This window comes from Streptomyces sp. NPDC048275 (assembly GCF_040652275.1).
Classification (GTDB): Bacteria; Actinomycetota; Actinomycetes; order Streptomycetales; family Streptomycetaceae; genus Streptomyces.
This window is the reverse complement of the sequence record NZ_JBEZLR010000019.1, coordinates 51930-67675: the sequence shown is the minus strand read 5'-3', so window position 1 is coordinate 67675 and position 15746 is coordinate 51930. Positions and strand designations below refer to the sequence as shown.

Below are 15746 nucleotides of genomic sequence, written 5' to 3'. Positions count from 1 at the left end.
GTACGCGTATTCCACTGAGTAGTACGCGTACGCATACGCACGGCGGCGGCCCACCGGACCTTCCGGTGGGCCGTCGCCGTATGCCTTTGACGGGGTGTCAGCAGGTGTGTACCGCGTAGGTCACTGCGAGGGACCCCGGACGTCCACGCCGGGGAGAAACCGAACCGCTCGGTACTTCGCGGCTCAGTACTTGGGCCGGTTGAACCAGGCGTCACCGTCGGCCTTGCCGACGAACACCGCTATGAGGACCGCGAGCACGGTGTGCACCAGGCCGATGATGATGAACGGGTAGATGCCGAGGATCGCCGTGATGATGCCGAACACCAGCGTGGTGACGCGGACGCCGTTGCCGCCGTTGCCGCACTTCACGCCGAGCCAGATCGCGAGGACGCCCCAGGCCAGGATCACGATGGTCAAGCCCCACAGCGCCCCGGCCGAGTAGTCGGCGAACTGCTGGAACTGGACGTCGTCCTTGAGGGACTCGTCGTTCTTCGCGGCCGAGACGGCGAGCGCGGACACGGCGACCAGGATGGCGCCGAGTACTTGCAGACCGGCGATGACGAACAGCATCACGCGGGCGGCCTTCACCCCGCCGGGCATCACCATCGGGCCGCCGGGGTAGCCGCCGTACGGCGACTGCTGGACCGGCGGGGCCTGCGGGTAGCCGTAGCCGGGCTGCTGCGGGGCGCTCTGGGGGTAGCCGTAGCCGGGTTGGCCCTGGGGCGGGTAGCCGGACGGCTGCTGGCCCTGCGGGGGGCCGTAGGGGTTGTTCGGGTCGCCGAAACTCATGGCGGGGTTTCCTCCGTTGCGTAGTGCGGGGACGACATGCGCGGCACGACGCGGAGGAGATTTCTTCAGGAGCGGTCTGTCCCCCCGGTACTGTCCGCAACACTGTGGCGCTCATCGTTCTAAAGGCCTTGCTTACTTGTCCAGCGCCCTCACGATTGTGTTGTGCAAGTGCAACATCGCTGATCACAGGCGGAAACGAGGGAGGGGCGGGGGCGGCACAGCGGATGGACAAGGGGTCCCCGGATTGGAACCGGGGCCGGGTCATCCGCGAGGATGGGGTCATGACCGCCCAGATTCTCGATGGCAAGGCCACCGCAGCCGCGATCAAGTCCGATCTGACCGTCCGCGTGGCGGCCCTGAAGGAGAAGGGCGTCACGCCCGGCCTGGGGACCGTCCTCGTCGGTGACGATCCCGGCAGCCAGAAGTACGTCGCGGGCAAGCACCGCGACTGCGCCCAGGTCGGCATCGCCTCCATCCAGCGTGAGTTGCCCGCGACCGCCACCCAGGAGGAGATCGAGGCGGTGGTGCGCGAGCTGAACGAGGACCCGGCCTGCACCGGCTACATCGTCCAGCTCCCGCTCCCCAAGGGCATCGACGAGAACCGCATCCTGGAGCTGATGGACCCGGACAAGGACGCGGACGGACTCCACCCGATGAACCTCGGCCGCCTCGTACTGAACGAGCCGGCCCCGCTGCCCTGCACCCCCAACGGCGTCCTCACCCTCCTGCGCCGCTACGGCGTCGAGATCAAGGGCGCCGAGGTCGTGGTCGTCGGCCGCGGTGTGACCATCGGCCGCCCGATGCCGCTGCTGCTGACGCGGCGCAGTGAGAACGCGACGGTCACCCAGTGCCACACCGGCACCCGTGACCTCTCCTCCCACCTGAAGCGCGCCGACATCATCGTGGCCGCGGCCGGCTCGGCGCACCTCATCAGGGCCGAGGACGTGAAGCCGGGCGCCGCCGTCCTCGACGTCGGTGTCTCGCGCAGCGCCGAGGGCAAGATCGTCGGAGACGTCCACCCGGACGTCGCCGAGGTCGCCGCCTGGATCTCCCCGAACCCGGGCGGCGTCGGCCCGATGACCCGCGCCCAGCTGCTCGTCAACGTGGTGGAAGCGGCGGAGCGCAGTGTCGGCTGACGGCAGGTCCGAGGGCGCCGAGGCGCGCGCCGCGCGCGCCGGGCGGGGCACCGGTGCCACGCCGTCCGTACGGGACGCGGAGGCCGAGAGTGCGAGCGGCGAGCCGACCACGCTCGACGCCGTGAGCGCGCCCGACGCCGAAGGGCAGCCGCGCCGTGCCACGCGCCGGTTCCCGAAACTCACGCGGGACACCGCGCGCCCCGAGGGCGGCGGCCGGGCGGCGGCCCGGGACGCTCCGGCGCCCGCCCGTCAGTGGCCCATCCTCGCCGTGCTGTCGGCGGTCGGGCTGGGCCTGCTGCTGACCGCGCTGGACGCGTTCCGGATCGGCACGATCCTGATCGGTGCCGCGCTGCTGGCCGGCGCCGTGATGCGCTGGATGCTGCCCGACGTGGGCATGCTCGCGGTCCGCTCCCGCTTCACGGACCTGATCACGTACGGGGTGCTGGGCGTCGCCATCGTGCTGCTCGCCCTGATGGCGCAGCCCAACCCGTTGCTGGAGATCCCGTTCCTGGACGACACGCTGCACTTCACGGTCCGCTGAGTCCCGTCCGCCGTCCGCGGACATGGGCGCGACCCGTCCCCTCCCCCGAGTAAGGACGGGCCGCGGCCGGGCGGTCGGGCCGCCCGGAAGCCAACACTTCTGCACAGGGACAAGCTGTTCAACAGCCAGCAGTTCGCTGTGGCGCGGAGGTGACCGTTCCGCTACGGTGTCCGCGCCGCGCAACGGGGGCCGACCGGCGTCCCCAGGGGGCCCAGCGGGTGAGCTGAGCGCTCCCGTGATAGGTGGGGTCGGACTTGTGTTCCCCGGGTGTCGATGTCTTGACAAGTTCAGGGATTTGCACTGATCCACGCCAACAGCCCGGCTAACGTGGGCAATCGGGACGGTCCGGGACGTCCTGTACGGAGCCCGAGCGTCCGATTGGCGTGCGCGATGTCGATGGGACACTGGACCGCAGCCCAACGGGCGCGCAACGGCGCACGCCCGGCCCGAATGCTCCTGTGCGCCCCCATCCCGGGAACTGAGATCCCGACCGAGGGCATCCCTGTGGGTAGCCAGAACGGGGACTCGGCGGAGACGGGGAGGGTAGCCCCTGCTCTAACGTTTTCTGAGAGCTTGGGGGAGCCACGCGTGGGAGAACAGTCAGGCACGTACGGGGGGAAAGAAGCAGGGGGGAGCAGTAATGCCTCGTTGGAGGGCTTTGCCGGATGAACTCGATCCGCAGGTCAGGGAGTTCGCCAGCCAGCTGCGCCGGCTGGTCGACCGAAGCGGGCTGAGCATCGCCGCGGTGGCCGACCGTACGGGCTACAGCAAGACGTCCTGGGAGCGTTACCTCAACGGCCGGCTCCTAGCGCCCAAGGGCGCGATCGTCGCCCTGGCAGAGGTGACCGGGACCAATCCCATCCATCTGACCACGATGTGGGAGCTGGCCGAGCGTGCCTGGAGCCGCTCGGAGATGCGCCACGACATGACCATGGAAGCGATCCGGATCTCCCAGGCGCGCGCCGCGCTCGGGGAGTTCGGGGCGGCGCCGGCGAAGGGGAGCAACGGCAAGCAGGCCCGCAAGGGCGGCAGCGCGACCGCGACACCGGGGATCGCAGGGCCCGCGGGTGTGGCGCCGACTGTGCCGCCTCAGCCGTCCGCCACCGAGGTGGAGGACTCGTCGTACGGGGGTGGCTCACGCGGCGATTCCGGGCACGGCAGGTCCTCGTCCGGCGGCTCCTCGCCCGGGGGTTCCTCGTCCGGTGGGGCCTCGCGGGGCGGCGGCGGTTGGGGGGCTGTCGCCACACCTTCCGGCTCCGGTTCCGGTTCCGGTTCCGGTTCCGGTTCCGGTACAGGCTCCGGCTCCGGTGGCCCGGGGCAGTACGGTCCGCCGGCTCCGGTCGGGCCGGTCGGTCCTGGCGCCCCCGCCGGTGGTCCGCCGCGCGACTCCCGGCCGCGCACCGGCGCTTCGCCCGACGGGGCGCGGCGCAAGCGGCGGGTGACGATGTTCCTCGCGGGTGTCGTGGGCGCACTCGTCGTGATAGCCGCGGCCGTCTTCTTCACCGACGGCGACGACAAGAAGGAACAGGGCGCGCCTCAGACGCCGTCGACCTCCGCCGCCACCGACCCCGACCTGCCGGCCGGAGTGAAGTGCAGCGGCGACGGCTGCACCGGCAAGGACCCGGAGAACATGGGGTGCGGCGGCGAACTGGCGACGACCACGACCAGCGTCACGATCGGCACCACCCTCGTCGAGGTCCGCTACAGCAAGACCTGTGCCGCGGCCTGGGCCCGCATCACCCAGGCCGTGGCCGGTGACACGGTCGAGGTATCCGCCGGCACCGCGGCCAAGCAGACCGGCTCGGTCGACACGGACACCGACGCGTACACCCCGATGGTCGCCGTCAAGGACGCCGGCGACGCGAAGGCGTGCGCGACGCTGGCGTCGGGCCAAAAGGGGTGCACGACGTGAATTAGGGCCTGTCCGGCGGATCATGCCGCAGACGCGGGGTCTGGCACGCCCATCTGCGGCGTTGTCGTCGGTTGCCGACGCTCCGCGTCGACGCCCTCCTCCGCCTTGCAGCTACACGCACCACACCCCGCTCACCGGCACTTCGCAGGCACCGCCGCTCTCCTGCGACTTGATCGGCCGGACAGGTCCTGGGGGGCGTGTGGCCGGGGTGGGTGGAGTGGGGAGGCGCGCGGGGGTTGGCTTTTCGCCCCCGCCGCCCCTACCCGTCCCATCCTTCTGGGGCTCCGCCCCAGACCCCGCCAGGGGCGCTGCGCCCCCTGGACCCCCGCCAGGTATCCCAGCCAGTCATGGGGGTCCCCCCTGCTCGAGCGAAGCCGAGAGCTTGGGGGAGTTTGAGGACGAGGCCGTTCAGGCCGAACGGGGGTCTGGGGGCGGAGCCCCCAGGGGACGGGACGGGTAGGGGCGGCGGGGGCGAAAAATCGACCCCGGAATCGAGGAATGCCCGGCCCGCTACGGGGCAGTCGCACCGTACCCCCACGGGATCCGGTGCCGTCCCGGAGGAGCCGGAGGACTACACCGCCTCCAGGACCCCGGTACCCCTTCGGGCGGCCGTCGTGCCAACTCTCCCGGGCCGGCGGCCGCCCCTCAGGGGACTCTGTGGGGCGGGCCACACGGGACCCGGCCGACCGGGATCCCGGATGCGCGATAACCTGACGGCGAATCTCTCTTGACGCCAAGAGATCGATCATCGGTACCCCTGATCGATCATCACGGCGAACGCAAGAGACGATTCTGCACCCCGGGGCAGGGACGCCCCACCGCCAGCTGTCATACGGAGAACGCCATGACCCGCACTCCCGTGAACGTCACCGTCACCGGCGCGGCCGGCCAGATCGGTTACGCCCTGCTCTTCCGCATCGCCTCCGGCCAGCTGCTCGGCGCGGACGTGCCGGTCAAGCTGCGCCTCCTGGAGATCACCCCGGCGCTCAAGGCCGCCGAGGGCACGGCCATGGAGCTGGACGACTGCGCGTTCCCGCTGCTCCAGGGCATCGACATCTCGGACGACCCGAACGTCGCCTTCGACGGCGCCAACGTCGCCCTCCTCGTCGGCGCCCGCCCCCGCACCAAGGGCATGGAGCGCGGCGACCTGCTCTCCGCCAACGGCGGCATCTTCAAGCCGCAGGGCAAGGCCATCAACGACCACGCCGCGGACGACATCAAGGTCCTGGTCGTCGGCAACCCGGCCAACACCAACGCGCTCATCGCGCAGGCCGCCGCCCCGGACGTACCGGCCGAGCGCTTCACCGCGATGACCCGTCTGGACCACAACCGCGCGCTGACCCAGCTCGCGAAGAAGACCGGCACGACGGTCGCGGACATCAAGCGCCTCACCATCTGGGGCAACCACTCCGCCACCCAGTACCCGGACGTCTTCCACGCCACGGTCGCCGGCAAGAACGCCGCCGAGGTCGTGAACGACGAGAAGTGGCTGGCCGAGGACTTCATCCCGACCGTCGCCAAGCGCGGCGCGGCCATCATCGAGGCCCGTGGCGCGTCCTCCGCCGCCTCCGCCGCCAACGCCGCCATCGACCACGTGCACACCTGGGTCAACGGCACCGCGGACGGCGACTGGACCTCCATGGGCATCCCCTCGGACGGCTCCTACGGCGTCCCCGAGGGCATCATCTCGTCCTTCCCGGTCACCACGAAGGACGGCCGGTACGAGATCGTCCAGGGCCTGGACATCAACGAGTTCTCCCGCGCCCGCATCGACGCCTCCGTCAAGGAGCTCGAGGAGGAGCGCGACGCGGTCCGCGGCCTCGGTCTCATCTGAGCGACCGCCCCCCGCTGTTGCGTACGCAGGCCCCGTCCGGGTTTCCCGGGTGGGGCCTGCGGCGTTCCTGTGAATACAGGTGCAAGGGATGCCGCAAGCCCTCTATGCTGTGACGCTCAACACAGTAATACGCCGTGAAACAGGACAGTTCACGCCTCGGGGGAGCAGCGTTGACGCAGACGTTCCATTTACCTCAACAGCCACAACCGCCGGATGCCGGTGTGCCGCACCCGCCCGGTGTGCCGCCGGGCGCGAGTGAGGCCACCCGGCTGCTGTGCGCGGGCAGTTACCTGGACTCGGACTACCGCGACGCGGTGATCGAGGAGCTGTACGTCCACGAGGAGCGCCTCGCCGCCCCCTCGCTCGGCTACGACGCCGCGCGCGTCCTGGCCCACGCACTGCGCGCCCGCCGGATCGAACTCGGCTGGGCGGCCGGGATCCTGGGGCTGTGGGCGGTGGGCTTCCCGCTCTCCAACTACCTGCTGATCGTCCTGCTGTTCCCGTGCCTGCTGCTCGCGGCCGCCTCCTGGGTCCGTGGTAGCCAGGAACATCCCCCGTGGTACCGGAGGTTCCCCGCCTGGCAGCTGCGCTGGGCCGGACGGCTCCTGCTGCTCTACGCCGCGATCACGACGGTGCGCGCGGCCTTCGGGGCGGCGGATCAGGAAGAGCTCTACGACCTCTTCCGATCCTTCCTTCCCGACGAGCTGGCCACGGCGCTCTTCGAGAACGGCTTCAACATCAAGCCGATCCACGCCTGGGCCGCCCTGACCGTCCTGCTGCTGGTGGCGGTCTGCGTCGCCCTGCAGCGCGGCCAGTTCGCGCGGGCGCTGGCGCACGAACTGCACCCGGCGCGCTTCGGCGACATGGCCGGCGACCCGGCCGAACTCGCCGAGGGACGGCGCTTCCAGCGGCTGCGCGCACGCATCCGGGTCGAACAGAACTCGCCCCTGGTGATGTACCACGCGGCGCACCCCTTCTGCGGCGCCGGACAGGCGCACGACACCTGGAGCCTCGCCGTCGAGCTGCGGCCGGACCCGGACCGTCACGAGCCGCCGCTGCCCGTCAACAACCGGGTGATCCTCGACAAGGTCCATGAGCTGCTCGCGCAGTTGCGGCTGCCCTCGCCGCATGCCGGTGACGCGGTGCGGGACCGGCTGCGTCGGCTGGAGATCGACGAGTGCGTGTTCCTGCCGGTGGCGGGCCTGCCCCGGCGGGACCTGGCGCCGTACCACCCGGACGCGTTCCTCGTGCACCGCGCGGAGTCGGTCGAGGAGGGCGGCGAGACCCGGCGGCACTTCCTGCGGGCACGGGTCGGAGGCTGGGAGGAGGAGGTCGTCACGACCGTCTTCGTCCGCGTGCACACCCAGGGCGGCATGCTGATGCTGGAGATCGCCCCGCACGTCCTGCTGCCGGTGCGCGCCGACTTCGAGGAGGCGGACCGGATCGCCCACCAGTACCGTCACAACAGCCCGCTGGGCAAGGCGGTCTGGGCCCTGGCGCGCACCCCTCGCTCGGTGCCGCTCGCCTTCGCGACACTGGGCCGCGGGGTGGCCCTGACCTGGCGGATCCTCACCGCGGGCTATGGCGCGGCGATGCCCGACGGGCCCGCGCGCTCGGTCCGTGAACTGGGCTCGGGGGACCAGGCCTCGCTCTTCCAGGACATGGACGTCAGCCGCTATCTGAAGTCGATCCAGGACCGGGTCGCGCAGGGAGTGCGGCAGGTGCTCAAGGACGCGGGCTACCGGACCGACGAGTTCGCCCAGAAGGTCGTCAACGTGAGCGGCGGCAGCACCCTGATCGAGAACGTGCAGGGGGCGTTCGCCATCGGCGACAACAACGTCGTCACCAACAAGACGCCGAGCGCGCCCGGCGCGCCGGGTACGGCGGGAGTGGATGGAAATGGCTGACGAGGAGGGCGCCGGAAGGGGCTCCATCAACATCAGCGGTGTGAGCGGCGCCTTCGCGATCGGCGACGGGAACAGCGTCGTCAATCAGTCCGGCGCCGGCCTGCCGCAACGGGACCCCGCGCAGGAGGAGTTGCTGCGGCGGGTCCGCGAACTCCGGGCCGACCTGGAGCGGCTGGTCGCCAGCAGCCAGACGGCCGAGCTGGACGCCGAACTCGCCGGGGCGCAGGCCGAGATCGAGGAGTCGGGCCGGGCCGGTCAGGGGCGTCTCGCCCGGATCCGGCAGGCCCTCACGGACGCGGGCGCGCTGACCGGGCTGTTGGCTTCGGCAGGCGCGGTGGCCGAGTCCGTCGCCGCGCTGCTGGGGAGCTGACCGTGGCCGGTGAGGGCGAGGTCCACTGGAACTCGGAGACACAGAGCTGGGAGACGGGCGCGGGACCGGCCCGCTACACCCCGCCGCCTCCGCCGCGGCCGGCCTTCGAGCCGGTACTTCCGCCGGGTCCGGCTCCTGGCCCCGGCCCTGCTGACCTGAGCGGGCAGTACCTGATTCCCGGACCCGGACCGGGCGGCGACCCCGGCCCGGGTCCGCGCCCGACGACGAGGAAATGGGTCGCGGTGCTGACCGCCGCCCTGCTCGTCGGCGCGGCGGCGGGATTCGGCGGCTGGTACGCGTCGAAGGGGGACGGCGGCGGTACGCACAAGGATGACGCCCGTACCAAGGTGTCCACCGCCCCCACCACCCCGAGCACCTCCGAGTCCGCGCCCACACCCACCCCGAACCTGGACGAGACGTCCGCGTCCCCCTCGGAAAGTGCCCTCCCGGCGGGATACCGGTCGGTCTCGACCGGGGAGTTCGACATGGTCGTACCGGAGGACTGGGAGCCGGATGCGGAGGAGGGCCAGAACGGCGTCATGATCTACTACTTCAGGGAATCGGGCGGCGGCCCCCGCTATCTCCAGGTCTTCCGGGTCAGCGAGGCCGACCCCACCCCGCGCGGCACGCTCACGGCGGCCGAGGCGGACCTGAAGAAGCGGCTGCCGGACTATCACCGCAACAGCCTCGAAGCCGTCGCCGACGACCGGGGCGAGGCCGCCGAGCTCGACTACACCCACTCGAGTGAGAAGTGGGGCGTGGGGCTGCGCACCCTGGACCGGGTCATCCACGCCGACGACAACCAGCTGTACGCCGTTCTCACCGCGGGACCGGCCGACGCGTGGCCCGAGCAGCAGGAGATCCAGGACGCGGCCGTACGGTCGTTCTGCCTGACCGGGGCCTGCTGAAACGGGCACGACGAAAGAGGAGTGGCGCAGCGCCCCGCCCGCCACGGGATACGCGTGAGTTCCCTTACTTGTGCTGCCCCGCCGTGTAGTGGCCGGGCACCAGTCGGCAGGTCACGCCGAACCGGTTCCACGCGTTGATCACCGTGATCGCGGCGATCAGCTGCGCCAGCTCGGCCTCCTCGAAGTACTTGGCGGCGTGCTCGTAGACCTCGTCCGGCACGAACCCGTCGGTCAGGACGGTCACCGCTTCCGTCAGCTCGATCGCCGCGAGCTCCTTGCCGGTGTAGAAGTGCTTCGACTCCTCCCAGGCGCTGAGCTGCACGATCCGCTCGACGCTCTCGCCCGCCGCGAGCGCGTCCTTGGTGTGCATGTCGAGGCAGAAGGCGCAGTGGTTGAGCTGGGAGGCGCGGATCTTCACCAGCTCCAGGAGCACGGGGTCCACACCCCGCCGGGCCGCCACGTCGAGTCTGACCATCGCCTTGTAGACGTCGGGGGCGAGCTCGGCCCAGTTCAGGCGCGGGGTGGGCTCGGGGGTGTACGCGGAGTTCTTGTCGTTGTTCGTCGTCATGGTGTCGACCCTACGAGCGGAGCAGCCCAGGAGTATGGTCCATTTATATGGTGAAATCCTGGGCCACTTTGGGGGTGGACCTCCACCTGGAACTCACGGGCACCGGCGTCCGCAAAGGTCTGACGAACGCGCTCCGGGAGGCGGTCCGCAGCGGCCGGCTGGCCCCCGGCATCCGCCTTCCCTCCTCCCGCTCCCTCGCCGCCGACCTGGGCATCGCGCGCAACACGGTCGCGGACGCCTACGCGGACCTGGTGGCGGAGGGCTGGCTCACCGCGCGTCAGGGTTCGGGCACGAGCGTGGCGCAGCGCCCGATGCCGACGCGGTCCGTCACCTCGCCGCCGCATCGCCGCGTCCCGTCCGGACCGGCGTACGACCTGATGCCGGGCTCCCCGGACCTGTCCTTCTTCCCCCGTACGGCCTGGCTGAAGGCGTCCCGCCGGGCGCTGGCGACCGCCCCGCACGACGCCCTCGGCTACGGCGACCCGCGCGGCCGGGTGGAACTGCGCACCGCCCTGGCCGGTTATCTGGCCCGGGCCCGCGGAGTTCGCGCGAACCCGGAAAACATCGTCATCTGCTCCGGCTTCGCGCACGGGCTGATGCTGCTCGGCCAGGTGCTGCGGGGGCGCGGACTGAAGTCGCTGGCCGTGGAGTCGTACGGGCTCGACGTGCACTGGAGGCTCGCGGAACGGGCCGGGCTGCGGACGGTGCCGCTCGGGTTCGACGAACTGGGCACGCGTACGGAGGAGTTGGCGCCGAGTGGAGGTCCGGCCGGCGTAAGTGCGGTGCTGCTGACGCCGGCGCACCAGTTCCCGATGGGCCTACCGCTGCACCCCGACCGGCGGGCCGCGGTGGTGGACTGGGCACGGCGCGGGGACGGTCTGATCCTGGAGGACGACTACGACGGGGAGTTCCGCTACGACCGCAAGCCGGTGGGCGCCCTCCAGGGACTCGACCCCGACCATGTGGTCTACCTGGGCACGGCCAGCAAGTCCCTGGCCCCGGGCCTGCGGTTGGGCTGGCTGGTCCTGCCGCCGTCGATCGCGGCGGAGGTGCTCGCGGCGAAGGGCGGATCGGACTGGTCGTGCGGGGTGCTGGACCAGCTGACGCTGGCCGAGTTCATCGCGTCGGGCGGGTACGACCGCCACGTCCGCGCGGCCCGCCTCCACTACCGGCGCCGCCGGGACGCGCTGGTGGCGCAGCTCGCGGTACAGGCGCCCGCGGTCCGGGCGACCGGCATCGCGGCGGGTCTGCACGTGGTCCTCCGGCTGCCGCCGGGAACCGAGCGGTCGGCGCTACGGGCGGCGGCCTGGCAGAGACTGGCGGTGCACAGCCTCGACCGCTACCGCCATGCGGAGTCGACCGTCGGGCGGACGGACGCGCTGGTGGTGGGGTACGGGACACCGCCCGACCATGCATGGTCGGGGGCGTTGGACGCGTTGTGCGCGGCGTTGTCGCTCGGCGGTGCCGGCGGTGCCGACGGTGCCGGCGGTGTCGAGGACTTCGAGGAATTCGAAGATCTCAAGGATTTCATGGACAGGGGCGTCGGCGGCTCTTTTCCTGGATAGAGTCACACCATGAGCAATAGCGATTCGATATCCCGTGTGGCCCTGAAGAAGATTACCCCCGATGTGTCCGGCGCAATGGGCGCCCTGCACGGCGCCGCCGTTTCCGCGGCGCAGGACGCCAAGCTCGAACCGGAACTGCTGGAACTGATCAGGATCCGCGCCTCGCAGATCAACGGCTGCGCGTTCTGCCTCGACATGCACACGAAGGACGCCCGAGCCCAGGGCGAGGCCGAGCAGCGGCTCTACGCGCTGAACGCCTGGCGGGAGACCCCCTTCTTCACCGAACGGGAGCGCGCCGCACTGGCGTTGACCGAGGCGGTGACGCTGGTGCACGACGGACAGGTGCCGGACGCGGTCTACGCCGAGGCCGCGGAGGTCTTCGACGAGGCCCAGATCGCGGCGCTGATCTGGGTGGCCACCGTCATCAACGCGTACAACCGGACCGCGATCGCGACACGGATGGTTCCGGGCGCTTATCAGCCCGCCCGGAAGGAAAGCTGAATTTAGGCAGCAATGAGCGTGCCGGGGCGAATCGAATTCGATCCGGCACGCTTTCTCATTGGTTTTCCGGCGGTTCAGTCGAGCGGCTCCATGATGCCGTCCAGCCATTGCCGCCATTCCACGGCGCGCACCGCGGGCGCCGCCCTCATCGGCCGTTCGGACGGGCTCATCCAGCCCGTCACCGGCCGGATTCCGTGCAGCGCGTTGACCAGCCACACCTCTCGGCCGTCCAGATCGGCCAAGGTCCGCTCGCGGTGGGCGATGCGGATCCCGGACTGTCGGGCGCGGTCCTGGACGAGCCCGGCCGTCACTCCGGCCAGGACGGGCAGTTGCGGCGAGGGCAGGCACAGGGTGTCGTCCTCCCACCAGAGCAGGCTGGAGGTGGTGCCCTCCAGCACCACACCCGAGGGCGTGATCAACACCGCCTCCTCCGCGCCCTCGCCGGACGCCCGCCTGCGGACCCGGGCCAGAGTGTCCAGATCCGGTCCCTTGCGACGGGGGACCGTCCGCGGATCGAGCTGGCCCTCCGCCCAGACCCGGAGACCGGAGCCGAGCGGCGGTGCGGGCCGCAGCAGCAGTCTCAACTCCGGCTCCTGGGCTCCCGGCGCGAGTTCCACCCGGGGGAACCACTCTCCGGTGCGCGGCAGCGCGGCGGTCATGTCCTGCCAGAAGTCGACGAGCCGGCGCAGCGGGGGCCCGCCGCAGTCGCCGCAGGCCCGCAGGAAGCGTTCCCGGTGCCGTGCGAAGCCGCGCACCCGGCCGTCGCGCAGCAGCCACGAGTCCGCGACGAGCAGCCGCCCGCCCGATAGTGGGGCCGAACTCAGGCCACGGCCGGGCGACCACGCCAACAGCCCCTCCGCAATCGCCGGTTGTGTCACCAAGAGCTCCTTTCGGTACGTGCGGTTCAGTACTTCCGGCCCGCCACGGCCGCGGCCCCGTGCCGGGGCCCGTACGGTGCGTGCTCCAGCCAGGACCCGCACCACGGCAGCACGGGCGCGAGGGCCGCCGCCGCGCGCTGCTTGACGCGGACGATCCGGCGCCGCGGCCGCAGGTGATCCAGAGCGATACCGGCGGCGGCGCTGTTGAACAGGGCCGCCGCGCGCCGGACGTCGGCGAACTCGGCGACCTCCTCCGTCGTCCCCGCGGCGACGGCCCGCGCCGCGGCCGCAGCGTCCGCGATCCCGCTGTTCATGCCGCGGGCGCCGAAGGGCGGGAACAGATGGGCCGCCTCGCCGACGAGCAGCACGCGGCGGTGCGGATCGGTGAACGAGGCCGCGACCTTGCGCAGGAAGCGGTACGTCGACACCCACAGGACCCGCTCGCCGTACCCCTCGCCCACGACCGACGGCAGCCATTCCCGTACGGCCTCCTCGGTCCCGTACGCCTCCTGCGCGTCGTCGTCCCGGCACTGGAGGTCGACCTGGAAGCCCCCGGTGAACGGCACCCGCATCACGCTGCGTCCGTCCGCCCCCGGATGCTCGTAGTGGAAGACCCGCTCCAGTGGCAGCTCGGCGCCCGGGATGTCGGCGACGTCCACGACGACGTGGAACCCCTCCGCGTGCGTGCCCTCCATGGCGATGCCCAGTTCGCGCCGGACGGTCGAGCGGGCGCCGTCAGCGGCGACGGCATGGGTGCCGGTCCAGAAGCGTCCGTCCCCGTCGGTCAAGGTGACCTCCGTCGGCGTGACGATCAACCCCTCCACCCGGACGCCCCAGACGAACTCCACCCCGGCGGCTTCGCAGGCAGTGCGCAGGAAGCGCTCCGTGTCCACCTGACGCAGGCTGGTGAAGGGCGGGGTGCCGGAACCGGACGGTGGAGGGAAGGTGCGGGAGTACACCTCGCGGCCCCGGTACAGGGTCCGTCTGGTGTGCCAGGTGCGTCCGTACGCCGTGATGTCGGCGGCGAGTCCCGGGCGCATCCCGTCGAGCAGCCGGAGGGTCTCGCGGTGCACGAACAGGGCGCGGCTGCCGGGCCGTTCACGCTCCTGCGGGTCCGCTTCCAGGAGGACGACGGGGAGGCCCTGGGCGCGCAGGCCCAGCGCCGCCGACAGGCCGACGGGGCCGGCACCCACGACGAGGACCGGCTGCTCGCGATCGGGCGCCGGTGACTCGTCGCCGTCGGTGGCCGGGTTCACGCGCGGGCGCTCTCGGTGAGCATGCGGGTGATCTCCACCCGCTTCACTTTCCATGTCGCCGTCATCGGCAGCACCTCGAACCGCCACTGGCGAGGCTCGGCCAGCGGAGGCAGGCCGGCGGTGGCCTCCTGCCAGCGCGCGGGGTCCAGGGGCCGTTCGCCCCGCACACACACCACCGGCACCGCTTCGCCGTCCGCGCCGGGCACGATGACGACCTCGCGCAGCTCGTCGAGCCGGGACATGAGCGTGTCCTCGACCTCGAGATTGCTGTGCACCGAGTCGATCTGATCGATCTCGCGGTCGATCAGATACAGGGCGCCCAGGCGGCTCCGGTACCCCATGTCGCCCATTTCCCACCAGCCGTCACCGTCGAGCTGGCGCTGGTACTGCTCCCGGGCGCCCAGGTAGGTGAGGATGCGGCCCCTGGTGCGGGCCTCGATCCGGCCGGGCTCCCCGGGGCGAGCCCGCCTGCCGGAGTCGTCCGTGACCCGGACCCGGGTGAAGCCGGGGATGCCGATGCCGACCCGGCGGCCGTCCGCACGCGCCGCGGTGCGCCGGGTGAACCACTGGAACGCGACCGGGCCCGTCTCGCTCTGCCCGTACAGCTGGATCAGCCAGGGCGCGCGGCGCCGCGACGCGCCGAGCAGTCGCCGTACGGTGCGCGGATGGATCGCGTCGAACGTGGAGCCGTACGAGCGGACCCGGGACAGCGGTGCGCCGGGTGCGTCGGCCAGCTCCTCCCACAGCACGAACGTGTTGGGGTGGGTCTCGACGATGCCGGGGCGGTGCCGGGTCAGCAGCGGTCCCACCGTGGCGGGGTCCGGGTCGGTGATCAGCACGAGCGGGCTGCCGAAGCGCAGCAGGACGCCGAGCAGGTGATAGAAGCGCGAGTGCACGAACGACATGTGCAGCGCGGCGGTCTCGCCGCGGGTGGGCCAGCCCATGGCCTGCTGCGGTACGAGCCGGTTCCACATGGTGTTCGGGCAGTGCACGGCGAGCTTGGGGACGCCGGTGGTGCCCGAGCTGTGGGTGATCAGGGCGGGGTCTCGGGGGTGGAGCCGTACGGGCGAGGGAGGTTCGGCGCCGGCGTACTTCTCCAGGGGGACGGCCCCGGGCGCGTCGTCCACGGAGAGTGTCTGCCGTACGAGCGCGGAGACGTCGACGTCCGTCAGCGGGCCGTCCAGTTTCGCTCTGTCGGTGATCAGCCAGGGCTGGTGCAGCCGTTCGAGGAGCTGCCCGACCACCGGTCCGGCCAGACCGGGCGACAGGAGGACGGGGACGGCGCCGATAAGCGAGACGGCGCAGGTCAGCAGCATGATGTCGACGTTGTCCGTCTTGTGGACGACCACCTGCTCGGAGGGCCGGACCCCGGCCTCCCACAGTCGGCCGGAGAGTTCCTCCACCACGTCGGCCAGTACCGGATAGCTGAGGTCGACCCCGAGATCGGGATCGACGTCCAGCGGCCGGTCCAGGGTGACGAAGACGGCTCCGTGACGGTCCGCCGCCCGGCGGAACATCGGGCCCAGATAGAAACCGCGGTCGGCGAGCAGGGGGTGCGCCGGCTGGTGCTGTCGCATGTGC

General features: G+C 71.5%; 14 protein-coding genes. 9 read left to right on the top strand and 5 right to left on the bottom strand.

Annotation, left to right across the window (positions count from 1 at the left end; genetic code table 11):
* Positions 1-183: 183 nt before the first annotated feature.
* Positions 184-789: a proline-rich domain-containing protein gene (locus tag AB0D57_RS14475; RefSeq protein ID WP_362071535.1), complete on the bottom strand. Its 606-nt coding sequence runs from the start codon at positions 787-789 to the stop codon at positions 184-186.
* Positions 790-1070: 281 nt separating this feature from the next.
* On the opposite strand from AB0D57_RS14475, the gene AB0D57_RS14470 reads away from it, so the two are divergent.
* The 7 genes from AB0D57_RS14470 to AB0D57_RS14440 all read left to right on the top strand — a co-directional run bounded on the left by AB0D57_RS14470 (position 1071) and on the right by AB0D57_RS14440 (position 9397).
* The gene (locus AB0D57_RS14470) at positions 1071-1925 is read left to right on the top strand and encodes a bifunctional methylenetetrahydrofolate dehydrogenase/methenyltetrahydrofolate cyclohydrolase (protein WP_362071533.1); all 855 of its coding nucleotides are present in this window, start codon (positions 1071-1073) and stop codon (positions 1923-1925) included.
* Entirely contained in the window at positions 1915-2466 is a 552-nt protein-coding gene (locus AB0D57_RS14465; RefSeq protein ID WP_362071531.1) for a DUF3017 domain-containing protein, read from the top strand. The genes AB0D57_RS14470 and AB0D57_RS14465 overlap by 11 nt, the downstream gene beginning before the upstream one ends.
* Positions 2467-3106: 640 nt before the next feature.
* A complete protein-coding gene (locus tag AB0D57_RS14460; RefSeq protein WP_362071529.1) occupies positions 3107-4378 on the top strand; it encodes a DUF2690 domain-containing protein in 1272 nt (423 codons plus the stop codon).
* Positions 4379-5222: 844 nt separating this feature from the next.
* A complete protein-coding gene (locus AB0D57_RS14455; protein WP_362071527.1) occupies positions 5223-6212 on the top strand; it encodes a malate dehydrogenase in 990 nt (329 codons plus the stop codon).
* A gap of 221 nt (positions 6213-6433) precedes the next feature.
* Entirely contained in the window at positions 6434-8119 is a 1686-nt protein-coding gene (locus tag AB0D57_RS14450; protein WP_362071525.1) for a hypothetical protein, read from the top strand.
* Positions 8112-8489, top strand: coding sequence for a hypothetical protein (locus AB0D57_RS14445; protein ID WP_362071523.1), 378 nt, complete (start codon positions 8112-8114; stop codon positions 8487-8489). The genes AB0D57_RS14450 and AB0D57_RS14445 overlap by 8 nt, the downstream gene beginning before the upstream one ends.
* Before the next feature lie 2 nt (positions 8490-8491).
* Complete coding sequence (locus AB0D57_RS14440) at positions 8492-9397, top strand: hypothetical protein (protein WP_362071521.1); 906 nt, start codon at positions 8492-8494, stop codon at positions 9395-9397.
* A 64-nt stretch (positions 9398-9461) separates the two neighbouring features.
* Here AB0D57_RS14440 and AB0D57_RS14435 read toward each other — a convergent pair whose 3' ends face one another.
* Positions 9462-9965 carry a carboxymuconolactone decarboxylase family protein gene (locus AB0D57_RS14435; protein WP_362071519.1) on the bottom strand — a complete coding sequence of 168 codons (504 nt, stop codon included), beginning with the start codon at positions 9963-9965 and terminating at the stop codon, positions 9462-9464.
* A 47-nt stretch (positions 9966-10012) separates the two neighbouring features.
* On the opposite strand from AB0D57_RS14435, the gene AB0D57_RS14430 reads away from it, so the two are divergent.
* Together AB0D57_RS14430 and AB0D57_RS14425 are read left to right on the top strand one after the other, a co-directional pair.
* Positions 10013-11530: a PLP-dependent aminotransferase family protein gene (locus tag AB0D57_RS14430; RefSeq protein ID WP_362071517.1), complete on the top strand. Its 1518-nt coding sequence runs from the start codon at positions 10013-10015 to the stop codon at positions 11528-11530.
* A 9-nt stretch (positions 11531-11539) separates the two neighbouring features.
* A complete protein-coding gene (locus AB0D57_RS14425; RefSeq protein WP_362071515.1) occupies positions 11540-12031 on the top strand; it encodes a carboxymuconolactone decarboxylase family protein in 492 nt (163 codons plus the stop codon).
* Positions 12032-12105: 74 nt separating this feature from the next.
* Here the strand turns inward: AB0D57_RS14425 and AB0D57_RS14420 are convergent, their stop codons facing one another.
* From AB0D57_RS14420 to AB0D57_RS14410, 3 genes are read right to left on the bottom strand one after another with little or no spacing between them, the layout of a single operon-like run.
* A complete protein-coding gene (locus AB0D57_RS14420; protein WP_362071513.1) occupies positions 12106-12909 on the bottom strand; it encodes an aminotransferase class IV in 804 nt (267 codons plus the stop codon).
* Positions 12910-12935: 26 nt separating this feature from the next.
* Positions 12936-14165, bottom strand: a complete 1230-nt coding sequence (locus AB0D57_RS14415) for an FAD-dependent monooxygenase (protein WP_362071511.1) — start codon at positions 14163-14165, stop codon at positions 12936-12938.
* On the bottom strand, positions 14162-15742 hold the full coding sequence (locus tag AB0D57_RS14410) for a class I adenylate-forming enzyme family protein (RefSeq protein WP_362071509.1): 1581 nt from the start codon (positions 15740-15742) through the stop codon (positions 14162-14164). The genes AB0D57_RS14415 and AB0D57_RS14410 overlap by 4 nt, the downstream gene beginning before the upstream one ends.
* Positions 15743-15746: the final 4 nt, after the last annotated feature.

Excerpts from the sequence above, each read along its gene's own strand:
- AB0D57_RS14455 (WP_362071527.1), top strand. The coding sequence starts at position 5,223 with ATGACCCGCACTCCCGTGAACGTCACCGTCACCGGCGCGGCCGGCCAG.
- AB0D57_RS14410 (WP_362071509.1), bottom strand. The coding sequence starts at position 15,742 with ATGCGACAGCACCAGCCGGCGCACCCCCTGCTCGCCGACCGCGGTTTC.
- AB0D57_RS14470 (WP_362071533.1), top strand. The coding sequence starts at position 1,071 with ATGACCGCCCAGATTCTCGATGGCAAGGCCACCGCAGCCGCGATCAAG.
- AB0D57_RS14445 (WP_362071523.1), top strand. The coding sequence starts at position 8,112 with ATGGCTGACGAGGAGGGCGCCGGAAGGGGCTCCATCAACATCAGCGGT.
- AB0D57_RS14475 (WP_362071535.1), bottom strand. The coding sequence starts at position 789 with ATGAGTTTCGGCGACCCGAACAACCCCTACGGCCCCCCGCAGGGCCAG.
- AB0D57_RS14425 (WP_362071515.1), top strand. The coding sequence starts at position 11,540 with ATGAGCAATAGCGATTCGATATCCCGTGTGGCCCTGAAGAAGATTACC.
- AB0D57_RS14430 (WP_362071517.1), top strand. The coding sequence starts at position 10,013 with ATGGTGAAATCCTGGGCCACTTTGGGGGTGGACCTCCACCTGGAACTC.
- AB0D57_RS14460 (WP_362071529.1), top strand. The coding sequence starts at position 3,107 with ATGCCTCGTTGGAGGGCTTTGCCGGATGAACTCGATCCGCAGGTCAGG.
- AB0D57_RS14435 (WP_362071519.1), bottom strand. The coding sequence starts at position 9,965 with ATGACGACGAACAACGACAAGAACTCCGCGTACACCCCCGAGCCCACC.